The sequence below is a fragment of the Microcoleus sp. EPA2 genome, from assembly GCA_020882975.1.
Classification (GTDB): domain Bacteria; phylum Cyanobacteriota; class Cyanobacteriia; order Cyanobacteriales; family Microcoleaceae; genus Microcoleus.
Genome location: JAHRFD010000039.1, coordinates 12904 through 33243, shown reverse-complemented (window position 1 = coordinate 33243; position 20340 = coordinate 12904). Strand labels below are relative to the sequence as shown.

Here is a 20340-nt window from a genome sequence, read left to right as displayed (position 1 = left end):
TATGAAGGAAGAAGGAAGACGGAAAACCGCAGACGGAAAACCGCAGACGGAAAACGGCAGACGGAAGACAGAAGCAGTAGAAATTTTTACTCTCTTCCCCTCTTTCCATCTCCCCGTCCCTCCCTCTACTCGTACCCCCAGGGCGGTTTCATTCTCTGTAGGGGCCGTGCCCCCGTGCCGGCCCGGTCAGCCCCAAACGCGCATTGGATCGTTGGTGGCAGGGGTAGACACGGGGGCGCTACCCCTACAAAACCCTTTTTTTGGTGAGAATGAAACAGCCCTGACTCGTACCCCCCTGTGCCCCTCTTCCTCTCCCCAGCTCGTTGCAGGTGTGGATGAAGTCGGGCGAGGGGCTTTGTTCGGGCCTGTGGTGGCGGCGGCTTGCATTTTGCCGATCGAGCTTTTGGATGAGTTGGTCAATTGTGGGGTGCGAGATAGTAAGCAGTTGAGTGCCTCCGCCAGGAGTCGGCTAGCTGTCAAAATCCGGGCTGTGGCTGTGGATTGTCAAATTGGTGTGGCTTCGGTTACTGAAATTGACCGTTTGAATATTTTGCAGGCTTCTTTGTTGGCGATGAAACGCGCCATTGTGAAGCTGAATGTTACTCCTGATTTGTGTTTGGTGGACGGAAATCAAAGGATTCCCAATTTGGCGATCGCCCAAGAGACAATGGTGAAGGGTGATTCGCGATCGATTCAGATTGCTGCTGCTAGTATTGTGGCGAAAGTTTGGCGCGATGAATTAATTTTGCGTTTGGCTGTTAAGTATCCTGAATATGACTTGACAAACAATAAGGGATATGGTACTGCTAAACATAAATTGGGGTTGGAACGTTACGGGCGATCGGCTTTTCACCGAAAATCTTTTAGCCCGTGTAGATAATAGACAAAACTTATAAACTTAAAGTACAAATTTATACTACTAAAAATCAGCAAGATTATTAACAAACATCAGGGGGAAATTGAAGTTAAATCTATTCCTGACAAAACTACGTTTCACGTTTTTATACCAATGATGTGAGATTTGAGGTTTTAAATTAAGCGATAATTTTCATCTCACATCCTGCGATCGCCTTTTGGTTAATCCAACGGGTGACAGGAGGGATTTCCAGAGTTTCCGGTTTTGATGGTTTCACAAGTGGATACTAATCTGAAAATCCCCAGGGTTGTCTATCGCAACTAGCTGCGATCGATCGCGACTGATGATACCAATCTCTAATCTCGAATTGATCGACTAATGACAAAGGAGCAAAAATAGATGTCTAAACCAGTGATTTTGTGTGTTGACGACGAGAGAATCATGTTGGACAGTCTGAGGACGCAGCTAGCCGCAGAATTTGGCGATGCGTACAGCTATGAAGGGGCGGAAGATGCCGAAGAAGCTTTGGAGTTAATTAGCGAGCTCAATGACGATGAAGTCAGCGTCGTTATGATTATTTCCGATTGGTTAATGCCCGGTATGAAGGGAGATGAGTTGTTGATTCGTATTCATGAAAAATTTCCTCATATTGTCAAAATAATGCTGACAGGTCAAGTTGACCAATCAGCAATCGCTCGCGCTCAACAACAGGCAAATCTTCATAAATGCTTATCTAAACCTTGGTTTGAAGCAGAGTTACGGGAAACTATTAAATCTGCTTTATCCCATAAGCTATGAACCAAAAGGTAATAATTTGCGTCGATGATGAGATAACTATACTCAGGGGGCTCAAAGCAGAATTGCGAGAGGCCGTCGATAACGATTATATAATCGAAATAGCTGAAGGAGGAGAGGAAGCATTAGAATTAATAGAAGAATTGCGAGAAGAGGGTTCAGAAGTTATTCTAATTATTTCCGACCAGATGATGCCGGAAATGAGGGGAGATGAGCTATTAAGGCGCGTACACATCATTTCGCCCAAAACTATCAAAATTATGCTCACAGGACAAGCGGAGGTTGAAGCGATAAGCAATGCGATTAATCATGCCAATTTATATCGTTATATCAGTAAGCCTTGGCAAGCAGAAGATTTAAAATTGACAGTTAAAGAAGCGATAAATAGCTATTTTAAAGACAAACAACTTACAGAACAAAATGCAGAACTCCAGCGCATGAATCAAGAGTTGGCAACATTAAACAGCCAGCAAGCGGTACTGATTACTAAACTACATGAAAACGAAAATCGCTTAACACAGTTTTTGGAAGCAATGCCAGTGGGTGTGGGTGTACTTGATACTGATGGCAAAGTTTACTATATCAATCGGAAGGCAAAAGAGATATTTGGTAAAGGAGTTGTATCGGATATGCCTGCGGAAAAATTGTCAGAGGTTTATCAACTTTATCGAGGGGGTACTCTTGAACATTGCCCTGTCGAAAACTTACCCATCATCCGGGCATTGAGGGGGGAAACTTCCGTGGCTGATGATTTAGAAATCCGACAGGGGGACCAAATTATTCCCCTAGAAATTCAGGCTACCCCAATTTACGATCGGGATGGCAAAATTGTCTATGCGATCAATACTCTTCAAGATATCACGGAACGCAAACAAGCTGAAGCAGAACGGAAAAAATTCATTGAGGAACTCTTTGAAGTCAATTGCAATTTGGAAATTGCACTGGAGGCAGAATTAGAAATCACTGAGGCTACAAGTCGATTTGTACCCAATCAGTTTTTAGGTTTTTTGGGATGTGAAAGTATTGTTGATATTAAATTGGGAGACGCGATAGAGTTAGAAATGTCCGTGTTATTTTCTGACATCCGCGAATTCACTACTCTTTCGGAACAGATGACACCAGAAGAGAATTTCAAATTTATAAATTCTTATTTGAGTCATATGGAACCGCTAATTGTTGAAAATCGGGGGTTTATTGATAAATATATTGGCGATGCAATTATGGCACTGTTTAGCGAGGGTGCTGATGATGCTGTTCGTGCGGGAATAGCCATGCTACACGCCTTGGTTGAATACAATCAAGAGCGCGCTTCTGCTGGCTATATACCCATTAAGATTGGGGTGGGGATTAATACTGGTTCTTTGATGCTGGGTATCGTTGGCGGGCCTAGCCGGATGGATGGTACTGTGATTAGTGATGCGGTTAATTTGGCTTCTAGGATTGAAAGTTTGACGAAAAAGTATGGGGTGTCGTTGTTGATTACCGATCCGACTTTCCAGTCTTTGAAAAATCCTGCTGATTATGCAATCCGCAAAATCGATCGAGTTCAGGTAAAAGGAAAGTCGGAAATGGTTACTGTTTATGAAGTTTTTGATGCGGACTTGCCGGAAATTAAAGCTGGCAAGTTAGCTACTATGCAAGTATTTAGTGAGGCTTTGTTTTTGTATGATATGAAAAACTTTAGTGGGGCGGGTTTACTTTTTACTGAGTGTTTGCAGCACAATCCTGGCGACATAGTGGCTCAGATTTATCTGGGAAGATGTGGTTAGTTATTGGTTATTGGTTATTGGTTATTTGTTGTTGGTTATTGGTTATTTGTTGTTGGTTATTGGTTATTTGTTGTTGGTTATTGGTTATTTGTTGTTGGTTGTTGGTTATTGGTTATTTGTTGTTGGTTGTTGGTTACACGATCGCTCCGATTGGTGATTTAATCAAAATATTCCTATAGTTTCCCAGGCTGTTCGGCGATGATTTGACAAGAAACTAGAAATGTGATATGTTTGAGAATAAATTTTGTCTAAATGGAATATAGCAATCGCCAATCCGTTTTGTTCCTTTCTCCCTTCGACTCCGCTCAGGAAGGAAGGAACAAATCACATTAACAGCCTTGGCGCTTGGTATACTTAAAGGCGATCGACTATTTAGCTACTGTCAATTAACCTGAGTCGAAAATCTTCAAATTACCATGAATAGGCTAGCTAACTTCCAGGCGATCGTCTAAAATTGGCACAATCAAGAATTTCAGCTTAAAAATGCACGTAGTGCAGTAAGTATCTGGTCAAATCGAGTGTTTTCAGCATCCGGTAGCATCTATATAATCTTTATTTAACTTCTTCACCATGACTAATAATTTGTTAATAATTCCAGGTTATCACATCATCGAAGAAATCTATAATGGATCTAGAACACAGGTTTATCGAGGTGTTTCTGAGTCCAACCAAAAAGTGATTATCAAACTGCTCAAAACAGAGTATCCAACTTTTAGCGAACTCGTGCAGTTTCGGAATCAGTACACCATTACCAAAAATCTTGACCTTCCCGGAATTGTCAAACCGATTGCACTCTTAAACTACCGCAATGCTTTTGCTCTGGTAATGGAGGATGTTGGTGGTGTTTCCCTGGCTGAGTATACTGCTAATGCCAAGCCATTGGATAATATCCAATCAAGTAACTCTGACACCTCGCCCCAGACTTCGCCCCTACCGCTAGATGAGTTTTGGCCGATCGCGCTTCAGGTTGTCCAAACCCTAGAAGCACTATATCACAACCGAATTATTCACAAAGACATCAAGCCCCAGAATATTTTAATTAACCCTAAAACTAAAGAAGTTAAATTAATTGACTTCAGCATTTCCTCACTGCTACCTAGAGAAAACCAAGAAATCCAAAATCCCAAAGTCTTAGAAGGAACCCTAGCTTATATGTCCCCAGAACAGACGGGACGAATGAATCGAGGTATCGATTACCGCACCGATTTTTACTCGCTGGGAGTTACTTTTTACCAACTACTAACAGGGCAATTACCATTTAATTCTACCGAACCCATGGAACTGGTTCACTGTCATATTGCCAAGATGCCAATTCCGCCAATGGAAATGGTTCAAAATATGTCGGTGATGGTGAATAATCTGATTCTCAAATTGATGGCAAAAACTCCAGAATTACGCTATCAAAGTGCTACGGGACTGCGCTATGACTTAGAAAAATGCTGGCAGCAATGGCAAGAGAATGGGACTATTAGCCAGTTTGGATTGGGAAATTGGGATATTTGCGATCGCTTCGTGATTCCCGAAAAACTATACGGCAGAGAAATTGAAGTTAAAGCTTTATTAGATGCCTTCGATCGCGTAAGCGAAGGCAGTAGAGAAATTATGCTAGTTGCTGGCTTTTCTGGCATTGGTAAAACCGCTGTAGTGAATGAAGTGCACAAACCCATTGTCCGCCAAAGGGGTTATTTCATTAAAGGAAAATTTGACCAATTCAAGCGCGATATTCCCTTTTCTGCATGGGTGCAAGCATTCCAGAATTTAATGCGGCAATTACTCACTGAAAGTCCTGCCCAGGTGCAGAAATGGAAAGTTAAAGTATTTGAGGCTTTGGGTGAAAACGGTCAGGTCATTATTGATGTCATTCCTGAATTAGAACACCTAATTGGCAAGCAGAAAAAAGTGTCAGAACTAGAGGGGACTGCTGCTAAAAATCGCTTCAATCTATTATTTCAAAACTTCATCCGAGTGTTTGCCACAAAAGAGCATCCTTTAGTAATTTTCTTGGATGATTTGCAGTGGGCAGACTCAGCTTCATTGAAGCTAATACAATTATTAATGAGTGAAAAAGATACCAACTATCTGTTGTTAATGGGAGCGTATCGGGACAATGAAGTTTTTCCAGCCCATCCACTGATGCTGACATTGGATGAGATTCGCTCATACTCGGCAACAGTTAACCAAATTACGTTAGCACCTTTAGACAAAAATTCCCTGAATCGCCTGATTGCTGATACCATGATTTGTTCACCCGAAAGGGCAATGCCTCTAACAGAACTGGTTTTCGGCAAAACTCAAGGCAATCCTTTCTTTGCTACTCAATTTCTTAAATCTTTGCAGGTTGATGGATTAATAGTATTTGATTATACCCCCCCAACCCCCCCTTATCAAGGGGGGGCAAGCTTGCCAACCCCCCCTTATCAAGGGGGGTCAAGCTTGCCAACCCCCCCTTATCAAGGGGGGGCAAGCTTGCCAACCCCCCCTTATCAAGGGGGGGCAAGCTTGCCAACTCCCCCTTACCAAGGGGGGGCAAGCTTGCCAACTCCCCCTTACCAAGGGGGGGCAAGCTTGCCAACCCCCCCTTACCAAGGGGGGGCAAGGGGGGGTTGGAAATGCGATATTGCCCAAGTTAGGACGCTAGCTTTGACCGATGATGTGGTCGAGTTTATGGCAATTCAGTTGCAAAAACTGCCTATAAATACCCAGGACGTCCTGAAACTTGCAGCTTGTATTGGTAATCAATTTGACTTAGCAACTCTGGCAATTGTTCATCAAAAATCTCAGATTGAAACCTCTGCTGATTTGTGGAAAGCGTTGCAAGAAGGGTTGGTTATTCCGATTAGTGAAGTTTACAAGTTTTTTGGCGACTCGGAATCAGTTGAAGTTGGACAAGCGTCGGAGTTATCGGTTCCTTACAAGTTTTTACATGACCGAGTGCAGCAAGCAGCATATTTTCTGATTCCCGAATCCCAGAAACAGTCCACCCATCTCGAAATTGGTCAACTATTGTTGCACAAGGGCGGGCACGGTGGCACCGCCCCTACGGAAGCAGAAAGAGAAGAAAAAATTTTTGATATTGTCAACCAGTTGAATATCGGGCTGGAGTTAATTGAATATCAGCCTGAGCGAGATCAACTAGCTCAATTAAATTTAATTGCCGGACGTAAAGCTTTAACTTCAACTGCTTATGCTGCGGCAAATATGTATCTCCAAACAGGGATTGAACTCTTGAGGGCTAACTGCTGGCAGAATCAGTATGAATTGACCCTGAATCTCTATGTTGCTGCTGCTGAAGCTGCCTATTTGAATGCTGACTTTGATGGTATGGATACCCTAGCAGCACAGGTTTTGCAACACGCCCAAACAATTTTAGAGCGAGTTAAAATTTACGAAATAAAAATTGCTGCTCAGACAGCCCAGATCAAGGTGTTAGAAACGATCGCAGTCGCCAGAGACGCACTCTTACAATTGGGAATTGAACTCCCTACCACACCTGATGAAGCCTCGATCGGCAAAGCGCTACAAGCCCTTGCAGGCTACCTCGGCGACAGAAAGATTGAGGAACTAATTGACCTACCTGTGATGAGAAATCCACAGACTCACGCAGCTATGCAACTGTCTGGTATGTTGTTTCCACCCGTTTTCCAGGGAATGCCCGGTTTACTGCCCCTACTTAGCTCGACGATGGTGAGTTTATCGCTCCAATTTGGGAATGCACCCGCATCGACGGTGGGGTATGCGATGCACGGGATGGTGTTGTGTGCCTTTTTTCAAGAAGTGGAAACGGGCTATGGCTATGGGCAATTGGGGCTGAACTTGCTCGATCGGTTAAATGTACGGGAATTGAAGTCCACAGTTCTACTTTTGTTTGGGGGCTGGATTCAACATCGTAAAGAATCTCTTTTAGCAACATTACCGACACTGAAAGATGGCTTTACGGCTGGCATGGAAACTGGCGATTTTGTAGACGCTGGCTATAACATATACATTTATTTTTATACCCATTTATTCGCTGGGGTAGAACTAGATACTTGGGAAGCAGAAATAGCAGGTTACAGGGGTGTGATGGCGCAGTTGAAACAATATTCTGCTCAAATTTATTTGGATATGATTCAGCAGACGGTGCAGAACTTGAGGGAAACCCGTATTCACTCGGATTGCTTAATCGGGGAAGCCTATGATGAAACTGTGATGATTCCCAAGCATTATCAGGACAATGAATTCACGGCGATCGCCTGTGCCTGCATCTTCAAACTGCTGCTTGCTTACTGCTATGGAAACTACACGGCTGCCCTAGACAACATTACCCAAATTAAACAGTGTGTGATGGGAGTATCGGGATCGACTTTTGTTCCCATTTTCCATTTCTATGCCGCCCTCACCCACCTAGCACTTTTGCCCACAGAGTCAGCAATTGAGCAAACTGAAATTCTTGCCTTAGTGGAAACCCATCAAACTACTCTGCATCAGTGGGCGCAAAATGCTCCCATGAATTATTTGCATAAATTGTATTTAGTAGAGGCTGAACGATATCGAGTTTTAGGTCAACATATCGAGGCAATTGATAATTACGATCGCGCTATTAAACTCGCCCAAGAAAACGAGTACATCAATGAAGAAGCCCTAGCTAACGAACTCGCCGCCAAATTCTATCTAACCTGGGACAAAGAGAAAATTGCTCAAGTCTACCTAACGGATGCTTACTACGCCTATGCACGCTGGGGAGCCAAGGCAAAAGTTGAGGATTTAGAAAAACGTTATCCTCAATTACTTGCGCCGATTTTAAATCAGAAAATGACCTTAAAGACAGGCGAGACAATTGCTCAAACAATGAGTGGAACTGTTACAGGTACAAGTTCAGGTGTTTCACAAATCCTGGATTTGGCAACCGTAATCAAAGCATCTCAATCACTCTCAGGCGAAATAAATATCGATAAGTTGCTCTCCACTTTGATGCAAGTGATGATAGAGAATGCGGGAGCCGAAACAGGAGCGCTGATTTTGATAAAAGGAGATTTATTCTTGCTGGCCGCTCAATGTGCTATTGGTAAATCTTGCAACCTAAGCTCAACTCAAGTTGTTGATTCTAACGAAATTCCGATCGCCATTATTAACTATGTCTGGCGCACCCAAGAAACTCTGGTAATAAATGATGCCACTACAGAGGCTACCTTTGCTGCTGACTCTTATATCATCCAGCATCAACCAAAATCAGTATTGTGTCTACCGATTCAACATCAAGGAAAAGCGATCGCAATTCTGTACCTGGAAAATAATCTGGTGACTAATGCTTTTACGGACGATCGCCTCGCAGTCTTAAATATCTTAGCCTCTCAAGCAGCAATTTCGATTGAAAATGCCCAACTCTATGCTAATTTAGAAACTAAAGTAGAGGAACGTACCCAAGAACTTTCACAGGCTTTAAATACTCTCCAATCTACCCAAGACGAACTGATTCAATCGGAAAAGATGGCTGCCTTGGGACAACTGGTGGCGGGAGTTGCTCATGAAATCAATACACCTTTGGGAGCAATCTGTTCCTCCGTGGGTTATATGAGCGATTTTTTGAGTCAAAATCTCAATCAATTACCCTCATTTTTTCAATCACTATCGCTACAACGCCAACAGCAATTTATCGAGATGTTGGAGCGATCGCAACAAAATACTACCATTGTATCGGGCAGAGAACGCCGCCAATTGAGGAAAGCTATTGTCAGCCAACTACAAGCTCAAGGCATTGCTGAGGCTGATACTGCGGCGAATCTGCTTCTAGATTTGGGAATTTGCGATCGCCTGGAGCCTTTTATCTCCATATTCCAAGATGCGGAGTGTGACAACTTTCTCAAAACCGTGCGCCAGTTTGTCGGTTTGCAAGAAAGTACACGAGACATTAAAATTGCTTCTGAAAGAGCCACTAAAATTGTGTTTGCACTCAAAACCTATGCCCGATTCAACCAAACTGGAGAAACTATTGAAGCGAATATTATTGAGGGAGTTGAAGCGGTTTTAACCCTGTATCAAAACCAACTTAAACAGGGAATAGAAGTAATTCGTAATTATCAAGATTTGCCCCAAATCTGCTGCTACTTTGATGAATTAAATCAAGTTTGGACTAATTTAATTCATAACGGCTTGCAAGCTATGAATAACCGAGGAACTTTGACGATTGAGGCTAGGGAGGAAAATGGCTCTATACTGGTGAGTATCACTGATAGTGGTTCGGGTATTCCCGAAGAGGTTAAGCCGAAAATTTTTCAGCCTTTCTTTACTACTAAACCACCAGGAGAAGGTAGTGGTTTAGGGCTGGATATCGTTAGGAAAATTGTAGAAAAACATGGAGGTATAATTGAATTTGAATCGATGCCCGGCCAAACTACTTTTACTGTCTCTTTACCGATAAATAGCTAGCCCATAATAAATGTCACTTGTACTTGTAGTCGAGTATAGATCCCCCCTAACCCCCCTTAATAAGGGGGGGACAAGAGAATTCAAAGTCAACCCCTACTCCCCTTTTTAAGGGGGATTTAGGGGGAGCTAGACTAGACTATAAATTAGAGGCTGTGTGGATTTCCTCAGTTTGCTAGACTACTACCACCTACCAAAAACTCAAAATGCCTAAACTATCGATTTTATGTGTTGATGATGAAGTGATTATCCTCAACAGTTTGGTACGACAACTGCAAGCTGCCTTTGGCGATAGCTATGTCTATGAGACTTCAGAAAATGCGGAGGAAGCTCTGGAAATTCTCGAAGAATTGCAAGAGGAAGAAGTAGGTGTGATTGTGATCGTGTCTGACTGGTTAATGCCGGGGATGAAGGGCGATGAATTTATGATAGAAGTTCATAAAAAGTTTCCGAGTGTCGTCAAAATATTATTGACAGGACAAGCGGATGAAGCTGCCGTAGAACGGGCAAAAGAACAGGCGAATCTTCATCGTTATCTGCAAAAACCTTGGAGCGAACAGGAATTAATTGCTTGTATTCAAGAAGGGTTGAAAAAAATATGAGACCTGTGATTATTTGTGTGGACGACGATCAGACAGTGCTTGATAGTTTGATGAGAGAATTATCAGTAAATTTCGGAGATAAGTTTGAAATTGAAACTGCTATGGGAGGGGGTGAAGCTATAGAATTAGTGGAAGATTTGCTGGCAGATGAATGCGAAATTGCTGTGGTGATATCGGACTATATTATGCCCGACATGAAAGGGGATGAAGTTTTAAGAAGCATTCACGAGCGATCGCCCAATACGCTAAAAATCATGCTCACTGGTCAAGCTACCATAGAAGGAGTCAGCAATGCAGTTAATTCGGCTCAACTCTATCGCTATATTCCTAAGCCTTGGGTAACTGCACAGCTCAATTTTACCCTCCAAGAAGCGTTAAAAATTTATTTTTTAGAAGACCAGTTGGCAGAACAAAATGCCCAACTTAGAGCGAGTGAGCGTCGTCTGACTCAGTTTTTGGAAGCGATGCCTATAGGGGTATCCGTCTACGACACAACGGGAAAAACTACCTACGCTAATCGCAAGGCGAAGGAATTATTAGGGATTGAAACTTTACCGGAGACGACTATTGAGCAGTTGTCTCCAACCCATCAAGTTTATCGCGCTGGCACTGGACAATTATATCCTAGTGATGAGTTACCTGTTGCGCGATCGCTCGCGGGAGAAACAGTGCGTGCCGAAGATTTGGAATTGCATCACCCGGATCGAATTATTCCCTTGGAGGTTTCGACGACACCAATCTCAGACGAAATGGGAAATATTAGTTATGCCATTTGTACTTTCCAAGATATTAGCGATCGACAACGAGCAGAAAGCGATCGGCTACGTCTCGCCCAAGAAAGGGAAGCCAAGAATGTTGCTTTGCAGATGAATCAAGAAATTGAAGCAAAAAACCAAGAATTAGCCCTAACTTTACAAGAATTACAAGCCACTCAGCAACAATTAATCGACTCCGAAAAAATGGCTGCGCTGGGACAATTGGTGGCCGGAGTTGCCCATGAAATCAATACTCCTATAGGTGCGATTCGCTCCTCAGCCGGGAGTATATCCAACTTCTTGACTACTACCCTAGAACAGTTGCCCGTACTGTTTCAAAACCTTACCGAAGAGGAAGGGCAAGAGTTTATGGCCTTACTTGGGCGATCGCTCAACCAACAATCAATAATATCTACTAAAGAAGAACGCAAGTTGAAGAAAGCTCTCAGAAATCAACTGAAAGAATTAGATTTTTCGGAAACAAATGCTGAAAATATTGCCGATATATTGGTGATCATGGGAATTTATCAAGAAATTGATAGGTTCATTCCTCTCTTAAGCAACTCTAACGGTTGTAAAATATTAGAAATAGCTTATCAACTTTCACAAATAAAAAGAGGGATGACGACTATTCAAAACGCGACGGAACGGGCATCAAAAGTAGTATTTGCTTTGAAAACCTATGCCCATTACGAACACTCAGGTGAAAGGACTCAAGCCAATTTAACTGAAGGGATTGAAACAGTTTTAACACTTTATCAAAATCAATTAAAACAAGGAGTTAAGGTAATTAGAAACTACACCGAATTACCACCCCTATGGTGTTATCCTGATGAACTGAATCAGGTATGGATTAATCTCATCCATAATGCCTTGCAAGCCATGGATAATCGCGGTAATTTAACTATTGATGTTACCACTATTGACGACTTGGCAAAAATCAGCTTTACTGATAGTGGAAAAGGAATACCGGAAGAGATTCAATCCCAAATATTTACTCCTTTTTTTACTACTAAACCCGCAGGAGAAGGCAGCGGACTAGGACTAGATATTGTCAATAAAATTGTCAAAAAGCATCACGGAAAAATAGAATTTGAATCTATTCCTGGTCAAACTAAGTTTAGTGTTTTTATCCCACTTACCTGAGTCTAATTATCGGAAAATTAAGTCTGTTTTATCTAAATTCAATTTAAAACAATTAAAAAATAAAATCATGTCTAAACCTGTAATTTTGTGTGTTGACGATGAGAGAATGGTTTTAGATAGTCTGAGGATGCAGTTATCAACAGCCTTCGGTTCTGGTTACAAATATGAAGCAGCAGAAGATGCCTATGAAGCTTTAGATTTAATAGAGGAACTCGATGGGGAGAATATTAGAGTGATTGTGATTATTTCTGATTGGTTAATGCCGGGTATTAAGGGCGATGATTTTTTGATTCGCGTCCACGAACAATTTCCCAAAGTTGTTAAAATTATGCTGACTGGTCAAGCGGATGAAGCAGCTATTAATCGAGCCAAAAAACACGCAAATCTCCATTCTTGTTTGTTTAAGCCTTGGTCAGAAAGTGATTTGAGAGAAACTATTCTATCTGCATTGTCCCAACTAAATGTAATTGGGAATGGGGAATAGGGAATAGGGAATTGGGAATAGGGAATTGGGAATTGGTAACAAATAACCACTGACTACTGACTAATTTGTTCGATGGGCAGTTCAATGATAAACTCTGCTCCCTGACCAGGTTCTGACACGCAGCTAAGTTTACCATTGTGTTCGGTAACAACTTTGTGCGAAATTGAAAGACCTAAACCAGTGCCTTTTCCGGCTGGCTTGGTGGTAAAAAAAGCCTCGAATAATTGTTGGGAAACTTCTTTCGGCATACCAGGACCGTTATCGGAAATCCTAATTATAGCCTTCGAGTTTTGGACTTCGGTTTTAATTTTAATTTTGCTGCGGTTAGCTTTAGCTTCCGCCACCGAGCGTCCGTCATTGTACTCCTCGATCGCGTCGATCGCATTTCCGATCAAATTCATAAATACCTGATTGACTTTTCCACCATAACATTCCACCAAAGGCAAGTTTCCATACTCCTTAATTACGGTAATTTCAGGATAGCCACCACGGGCTCTGAGCCGACTTTGGAGAATCAACAGCGTCCCGTCAATCCCTTCGTGGAGATTAACGCTGCTCATTTTATGATCGTCTTTGCGGGAAAAAATTTGGAGCGATCGCACTATTTCCCGAATGCGATCGGCTCCAACTTGCATGGAGGACATTGCTTTTGGTAAATCTTCTAACAGAAAATCTAGTTCTATCTCCTCTATTTTATCTTGAATGATTGCCGGTGGCTCCGAGAATTGATCCTGGTAAACAGCGAGCAAATCTAGCAAATCTTCTGTATAGTGACTGAGGTGAACTAGATTACCACAAACGCTACTGACAGGATTATTAATTTCGTGAGCAACACCAGCAACCATTTGACCGAGAGTAGACATTTTTTCAGTGTGAATTAACACGGCTTGAGTTTGTCGCAATTCGTGCAAAGTGTGTTCTAGCTGCTGCTTTTGTTCAGTTAGCTCAGTTTGCGATCGCAACAAAGCTTCTTCACTGCGCTTTTGTTCAGAAATATCAGTAATTAATCCTTCCAAAGCTATCAATTCTCCCGACTCTGAAAACACTCCCAAACCCTGTTCCCAAACCCATTTTACCTCCCCGCTTTTAGAAGTAATTCGATAGGTTAGTTGATAGGGGCGATTTTCCAGTACAGCCACTTGGATGGCGTTCCACAAAATATCGCGATCCTCCGGGTGAGTCAATTCCGAGAGAGAAATTTTCCTAGTCCCAATAAACTCATCAGGAGAATAACCAGCTAACTGATAGCAACCCTCGCTCACAAACTCTACACTGCGATCGTCATTACGAAAACGATAGGCCATTCCCGGCAAATTGCTCATCAATGTAGCCAAGGTTCGTTGGCTTTCCCGTAGGGCTTCTTCTGCGTGTTTGCGATCGGTAATATCCGTCATTACCGCCAGCATACAGAGTTCCCCGTCCAAATCAATCAACTCTGCTGACAGTAAACACACCACCACCGCACCCGACTTAACACGAAATTCGTATTCGTGATTGCGAACCACACCGTTTTCTTGCAAAATCTTCCTAAATTTCTCTCTTTCTTCTGGGTTAACCCAAATATTTAACTGGGGCACTGTATAAGCCAGGGCCTCTTCTAAAGAATAACCAATCATCGATAAAAAACTATCATTAACCTCAATTAACCGCCCATCAGCAAAAGTAGTAATAGTCATGGGATCTGGACTCGAACGAAAAGCCTTAGAAAATTTTTCTTCCGACCAACGCAACTGTTTAATAGCTGATTCCAACTCACTTGTTCGCTCTTTAACTCGGCATTCCAACACCTCATTAGCCTGCTTCAGAGCCTCTTGAGCCTGCACCCGCTCGGTGATATCTCGCACCACCGCTTGCAACCCCATTTTGCCACAAATATCCATAGAAGTTAACAGCACTTCTGCTGGAAACACCGAACCATCTAACCGGGAATGTAGCCAGTCAAAACGGCAGTTGCCAGATTTCAAAGCTGTATTAATTCGCTCTTGAGATAAACTAGCCGAATCTTGTCCGTTCGGTTGCATTAGCGGGCTTAATTCCGAGGGATGCTTACCACAAAACTCTGCTTCATTGGTGCATCCAAACAATTTTAAAGTTGCTGGATTGCAGTCTAAAAAACCTGCTTCATCTAACAGCATTACCGCGTCGCTAGTCGATTCATACAGAGTGCGAAACTTTTTTTCCGACTCTTGCAAAGAAGCAATCAACCGCATCCTTTCCTCTGTCGCCCGTTTTTGCTCAGTAATGTCCTGTACTACTTGAGAAAATCCCTGTAACTCTCCCTGCTCGTTACGCAAAGCATTGACAATAATATTTGCCCAAAATCTAGTGCCATCTTGACGCATCCGCCAGCCTTCATTTTCATATCTACCTTCGGCAGCAGCTATCAATAATTTTTTTTGTGGCTTGCCAAGTTTAATATGTTCTTCTGTGTAAAAACATTGAGAATGTTGACCAATTATTTCACTCGAAGTATAGCCAAAAATTCGTTCAGCTCCCGAATTCCAACTCGCTACATATCCTTCGGTGTTTAACATAAAAATCGCATAATCTTTAACACCTTCAATTACTAAACGCAGTCGTTCTTCACTTTCTTTAAGTGCATATTCTGCTTTTTTTCTTTGGGTGATATCTTCCACAAAACCTTCGTAGTAAAGCAATTTACCACTTTCGTCACGGACGGCACGGGCATTTTCTGAAATCCAAATTATCGTCCCGTCTTGGCGATGAATCTGCGATTCAAAATCTGACACGCTACCATTATTTTGTAAATCCGAAACAAAGTCGTCACGTCGTTTGGGATCGACATAAAGCTGGTCGCTAATATCGGTTAATCCAGTGATTAATTCGGCTGGCGAGTTATACCCGTAGATGCGAGCCAAAGCTGGATTGGCGCTGATGTAGCGACCATCAATGGTTGTTTGAAAAATCCCAGAAACAGCGTTTTCAAACATACTGTAATATTTGGCTTCCATTTCCTGTAGTGCCTCCTCAATTTCTTCTCGATACATATTTTTTATGTTTGGTTTTTTAGATTTCATTTTTATACCCTGTTTTTGTTATCTTAATTTAATATTTGGGAAGCATCCTGATTTTGGATAGGCGAAGCATGACCGCAGTAAATCTCTGGTTATAACTAATAAATTGTCTGCGGTCATGCTATAGCCCCTACCAATATATTTACAAAACACAGATGCACCCAATATTTGTGGCGAGCCATCAGTCACAATTTAATAGTTAATTAGGCTTTCGCATACCTACTGTGTGACTATTAACTATTTTCGATAATAGATAACATAGCCGATTCCTAGGTAGTTTGCACCAAGCTGGTGTTGCTCTGTAAAATTGGCACAACCGAGGGGCAATAGTTGTATCAAAAAATTCATATTGGACTACTGCTGGTGTGTTCGTTCTGTAGTGATACTAATATTTTGGCAGAAGTTTTAGCGGTGCGGTGTAAAACGCGACCCGGAACTCTGCTAAAATCCCGATCGACTCTCGGTTTGGTGGACAAGCTCGATCGCCATTCTCCAAAACAGACCGGGCTGCTTGTTCCCCATGGCGATCGCCTGCAAACGCTACAGGTTGCGGGAGCAATTGTTAAATTGTTCAATTCTTCAATCCTTCAATCCCATGACTGATTCTCCTCTATGGCCTAGTTTGCTGCAACAGTTATTAGACAAACAATCTCTCTCACGCGCCACCTCCGCTAACCTGATGGAGGGATGGCTGAATGAAGAGATTCCCCCCGTACTCTCCGGCGCGATTTTAGCAGCCCTCCAAGCCAAAGGGATCTGTGCCACAGAATTGGCCGGCATGGCTCAGGTATTGCAGTCTCAATCCCTCCCAGGAGATTTGGGTTCGACTTCCCCCACTTCACTACCTTTAATTGATACTTGCGGCACAGGTGGCGACGGCGCTTCCACCTTTAACATTTCCACTGCTGTCGCTTTTGTCGCCGCCGCCGGCAAAGTGCGAGTGGCGAAACACGGAAATCGATCGGCATCAAGTAAAGTAGGTTCTGCTGATGTCTTGGAAGCACTGGGAGTCAACCTCAACGCAGATTTCCCAAAAGTAAAGGCGGCAGTAGACGAAGTAGGCATCACCTTTTTATTTGCGCCTGGGTGGCATCCCGCACTCAAGGCTGTAGCATCGCTCCGGCGCACTTTGAAAGTACGGACTGTGTTTAACCTTTTGGGGCCTCTCGTCAATCCGATGCGCCCTACAGGTCAGGTAATTGGGGTGTTCGATTCCAGTCTGGTATCAATCATTGCCGAAGCTTTGGGCGAGTTGGGAACTGAGTTGGCTGTAGTCATTCATGGCAGAGAAAAGTTGGATGAAGCTGGTTTGGGAGATGTTTCAGACTTGGCGGTTTTGTCCAACGGTAAAGTAGAAGTAACGACTTTAGATGCCACCAAAGTAGGATTGACACCTTGTGCGATCGGCTCTTTAAAAGGGGGAAATGTTGAAGAAAATTCGGACATTTTGCGAAATGTGCTTCAGGGTAAAGGAACGCAGCCACAACTGGATGTTGTGGCTTTGAATGCGTCCTTAGCTCTACAGGTGGGAGGTGCAATTCCTTTGGGCGATCATCAAGGAGGGGTGGTTTTAGCTAAGGAGATTTTATTGAGTGGAGAACCTTGGTTGAAGTTACAAGAGTTGGTGGAATTTTTGAAATGAAGTTAGTGGTCTCTTGACTGTTGTTAAAAATAACAACTAACAACTAACTCATTCCTAAGATCGATCTCTAAATTCAATCACATCTTGCTTAATCGTCACATCTTTATCACCAAAAAAGTCGTGACCCAAAAGCCCGATCTCCAAAGACGGTGAAATTGCCACAACTACATTTTTAATAGCCAAACCTCCCGCTTGAATAGAAGTGAGGCGACCGAGGGGAAAAGTAGCCTCTCCGTTAGGAGTTTTTGCTTGCACTGTCCCCTGGGGCACTACCCCCAAGGCTTTAGCCATTGCTGGTGTAATTACTGTGCCACTGGCACCGGAATCTACCATCATATCGAACTTTTGTATCCCGTTAAAGGTGACTTCTATAACCGGGATATTCGCCTCTCGGCGTTTAATTTTTGCCTGAAACACTCCCGACTTGGCTCCTGTGGGAGCAACAGGAGTAAATTCTTTAGGCAAAAAACCGCACACCGATTGGCTTAAGTTGACAGTTCGCCCGGAGGAGTTCCGCATGAAGCATCCCTCAGTTTCTTGAGCCACTGCTGGCGAGGAGTTTGACCCCCAATCAACTAAGATGGAACTACTTACAGAAATAACGGCTGTTAAAACCAGTAGCGGTTTGCGTAGTTTTGGAGTGTGCCGTTGATGGTTGTATAAGTTTGAGAGTAAAAGCTCCAGAGATTTGCTAGTCATAATTTATGGAAATGCTGTAGCTCGATCCTAACAGCGACAACTGCCAAGTGGTATAGATTTCGCCGTTGCGATCGCCTCGCCTCATCAGTATTACAAAAGTTCGATCGACGAGATAGAGGCTGGTTGCTTTCCCAGACAGAAAGTTGTATAGCAGAAATTTGACATAATATTTGTATTTTGCCGGCTAGCATCAAATCCCCGGCAGTGATAAGAATGAAACCAGACGACAGTAATTAAGGATGCCATGTCACTTTCAACTGCACAACCCGCTCTCCTAGTCCTCGCTGATGGTACTGCTTACCGCGGCTGGTCCTTTGGCGCTCACGGCACAGTCGTCGGCGAAGTAGTATTCAATACAGGGATGACGGGCTATCAAGAAGTCTTGACAGACCCTAGTTATTCGGGACAAATCGTAACTTTTACTTATCCAGAATTGGGGAATACCGGGGTAAATCTCGAAGATGAAGAGTCTTCCCACCCCCATATTCGAGCAGCCATCGCTCGTAATATATGCACTCGCCCTAGCAACTGGCGATCGTCCCAATCTCTCCCAGACTACCTCAAACATTACAATATCCCAGGAATTTACGGCATCGACACCCGCGCCCTGACTCGCAAAATTCGCACCGTAGGAGCAGTCAACGGTGGTATTTCTACCTCAATTCTCGACCCTGCCGAGCTCTTGGAGCAAGTCCAAGACGCCCCCACCATGGACGGGCTCAATCTGGTTCGGGAAGTGACTACCCGCGAGGTGTATGAGTGGTCTGAAGCCACAGCATCGGTTTGGGAATTTAGTCCGACAGTCAAACCGGCCAGTGGTGAAATGTGGACGGTGGTGGCCCTGGATTTTGGCATCAAACGCAATATTCTACGGCGTTTGGCCAGTTATGGCTGTCGAGTAATTGTTGTCCCCGCAAACACCAGCCCAGAGGAAATCCTCAAGTACAACCCAGACGGCATTTTTCTGTCCAATGGCCCTGGAGACCCTTCGGCGGTAACGGAAGGAATCGAGACGGCGAAGGCTTTGTTAAAGTCGGACAAACCTGTGTTCGGCATCTGCATGGGACACCAGATTTTAGGACTTTCCTTGGGTGCCGAAACTTTTAAACTCAAGTTTGGGCACCGGGGATTGAATCACCCGGCGGGTTTAACCCAGCAAGTAGAAATTACTAGCCAAAATCACGGTTTTGCCATCGACCCTGAGTCGTTAGTTCCCGAAGTAGAAATTACTCACCTCAACTTGAACGATCGCACCGTAGCAGGATTGAAGCACAAAACCCTGCCACTGTTCTCAGTTCAGTACCACCCCGAAGCCAGTCCGGGTCCCCATGATGCCGACTATTTGTTCGATCGATTCGTCCAGTCCATGCGAGAAAATCAGAAAGTAGCCGTTAAGTAGTCAGTAGTCAGCGGTCATTGGTCAACAGTCAACAGTCAACAGTCAGCTAACCAATAACCAATAACTAATGACCAATGACCAATGACTAATGACTAAACAGTAGACAAAAGACCAAAAAACTCCTACAATGAAACCTCGACTTTAAGCAATATCTAGCTAGGAGGGTGTCATTTCTGAGCAATTGAACCTGACCGTTAGCCTCAGAGGCACTCGCGAAGTCGGGAATAACTATCAGCTATTTCGCCTGATTGGCCTACTGGACGCTTTTTCCGAGGCTACTTTTCGGAAGGTACTGACCAAGTGTATTGAGGATGGTCCAAAACACGTAATTTTAGACTTGTCTAAAATTGACTTTGTGGATAGTTCAGGCTTGGGAGCCCTTGTGCAACTTGTCAAGAAAGCCCAAAGTTTTGACGGGACATTGCAAATTGTTTCCAATCCCCGCGTAACTCAGACCGTTAAACTGGTTCGCTTAGAGAAATTTTTGTCTTTGCAGCCGAATGTGGATGATGCCATAAAAAACGTCAAGGATGCTTGACGAATAATTTGGGATGAGATTAGCTATCCGGTTCTGACAACTGGATAGCAAATTCTTATGTTTGTCAGGAGACAAAGAATCTGTGGTAAATACCAGAAAAAATGGTATGATATTACAACCTATGTTCAACAATAAAGCTTAGGGAAGTATCAAGTTAAAACGAGCCTTGTGAGACCAGATTAATAAGTGACGAGAAAAAAACTGTGCGGAAGTTTGAT

Annotated in this window: 13 protein-coding genes; 10 read left to right on the top strand and 3 right to left on the bottom strand. The window is 43.3% G+C overall.

Annotated elements, in window-relative coordinates:
• Position 1 precedes the first annotated feature (1 nt).
• The 7 genes from AAFP14_RS23735 to AAFP14_RS23705 all read left to right on the top strand — a co-directional run bounded on the left by AAFP14_RS23735 (position 2) and on the right by AAFP14_RS23705 (position 12809).
• Positions 2-880 (top strand): ribonuclease HII, encoded by an 879-nt coding sequence (locus AAFP14_RS23735; RefSeq protein ID WP_472851084.1) that lies wholly within the window; start codon positions 2-4, stop codon positions 878-880.
• A 375-nt stretch (positions 881-1255) separates the two neighbouring features.
• On the top strand, positions 1256-1654 hold the full coding sequence (locus AAFP14_RS23730; protein WP_341734651.1) for a response regulator: 399 nt from the start codon (positions 1256-1258) through the stop codon (positions 1652-1654).
• On the top strand, positions 1651-3420 hold the full coding sequence (locus tag AAFP14_RS23725; protein ID WP_341734650.1) for an adenylate/guanylate cyclase domain-containing protein: 1770 nt from the start codon (positions 1651-1653) through the stop codon (positions 3418-3420). Before AAFP14_RS23730 ends, AAFP14_RS23725 begins: the two co-directional genes overlap by 4 nt.
• Positions 3421-3990: 570 nt before the next feature.
• Positions 3991-9825, top strand: coding sequence for an AAA family ATPase (locus tag AAFP14_RS23720; RefSeq protein WP_341734649.1), 5835 nt, complete (start codon positions 3991-3993; stop codon positions 9823-9825).
• 203 nt (positions 9826-10028) lie between these two features.
• Complete coding sequence (locus tag AAFP14_RS23715) at positions 10029-10424, top strand: response regulator (RefSeq protein WP_341734648.1); 396 nt, start codon at positions 10029-10031, stop codon at positions 10422-10424.
• Positions 10421-12325 carry an ATP-binding response regulator gene (locus tag AAFP14_RS23710; RefSeq protein ID WP_341734647.1) on the top strand — a complete coding sequence of 635 codons (1905 nt, stop codon included), beginning with the start codon at positions 10421-10423 and terminating at the stop codon, positions 12323-12325. Before AAFP14_RS23715 ends, AAFP14_RS23710 begins: the two co-directional genes overlap by 4 nt.
• A 67-nt stretch (positions 12326-12392) precedes the next feature.
• On the top strand, positions 12393-12809 hold the full coding sequence (locus AAFP14_RS23705) for a response regulator (RefSeq protein WP_341734646.1): 417 nt from the start codon (positions 12393-12395) through the stop codon (positions 12807-12809).
• Positions 12810-12862: 53 nt separating this feature from the next.
• On the opposite strand, the gene AAFP14_RS23700 is transcribed toward AAFP14_RS23705, so the two are convergent.
• Together AAFP14_RS23700 and AAFP14_RS23695 are read right to left on the bottom strand one after the other, a co-directional pair.
• Complete coding sequence (locus AAFP14_RS23700) at positions 12863-15847, bottom strand: PAS domain-containing sensor histidine kinase (RefSeq protein ID WP_341734645.1); 2985 nt, start codon at positions 15845-15847, stop codon at positions 12863-12865.
• A 382-nt stretch (positions 15848-16229) separates the two neighbouring features.
• Positions 16230-16403, bottom strand: a complete 174-nt coding sequence (locus AAFP14_RS23695) for a hypothetical protein (protein ID WP_341734644.1) — start codon at positions 16401-16403, stop codon at positions 16230-16232.
• A gap of 36 nt (positions 16404-16439) precedes the next feature.
• Between AAFP14_RS23695 and trpD the strand changes: the two genes are divergently transcribed.
• Positions 16440-17486 carry an anthranilate phosphoribosyltransferase gene (gene trpD / locus AAFP14_RS23690; RefSeq protein WP_341734643.1) on the top strand — a complete coding sequence of 349 codons (1047 nt, stop codon included), beginning with the start codon at positions 16440-16442 and terminating at the stop codon, positions 17484-17486.
• A gap of 54 nt (positions 17487-17540) precedes the next feature.
• On the opposite strand, the gene AAFP14_RS23685 is transcribed toward trpD, so the two are convergent.
• Complete coding sequence (locus AAFP14_RS23685; protein WP_341734642.1) at positions 17541-18185, bottom strand: retropepsin-like aspartic protease family protein; 645 nt, start codon at positions 18183-18185, stop codon at positions 17541-17543.
• A 244-nt stretch (positions 18186-18429) separates the two neighbouring features.
• On the opposite strand from AAFP14_RS23685, the gene carA reads away from it, so the two are divergent.
• Together carA and AAFP14_RS23675 are read left to right on the top strand one after the other, a co-directional pair.
• Positions 18430-19584 (top strand): glutamine-hydrolyzing carbamoyl-phosphate synthase small subunit, encoded by a 1155-nt coding sequence (gene carA / locus AAFP14_RS23680; RefSeq protein WP_341734641.1) that lies wholly within the window; start codon positions 18430-18432, stop codon positions 19582-19584.
• 181 nt (positions 19585-19765) lie between these two features.
• Complete coding sequence (locus AAFP14_RS23675; RefSeq protein WP_341734640.1) at positions 19766-20122, top strand: STAS domain-containing protein; 357 nt, start codon at positions 19766-19768, stop codon at positions 20120-20122.
• Positions 20123-20340 lie beyond the last annotated feature (218 nt).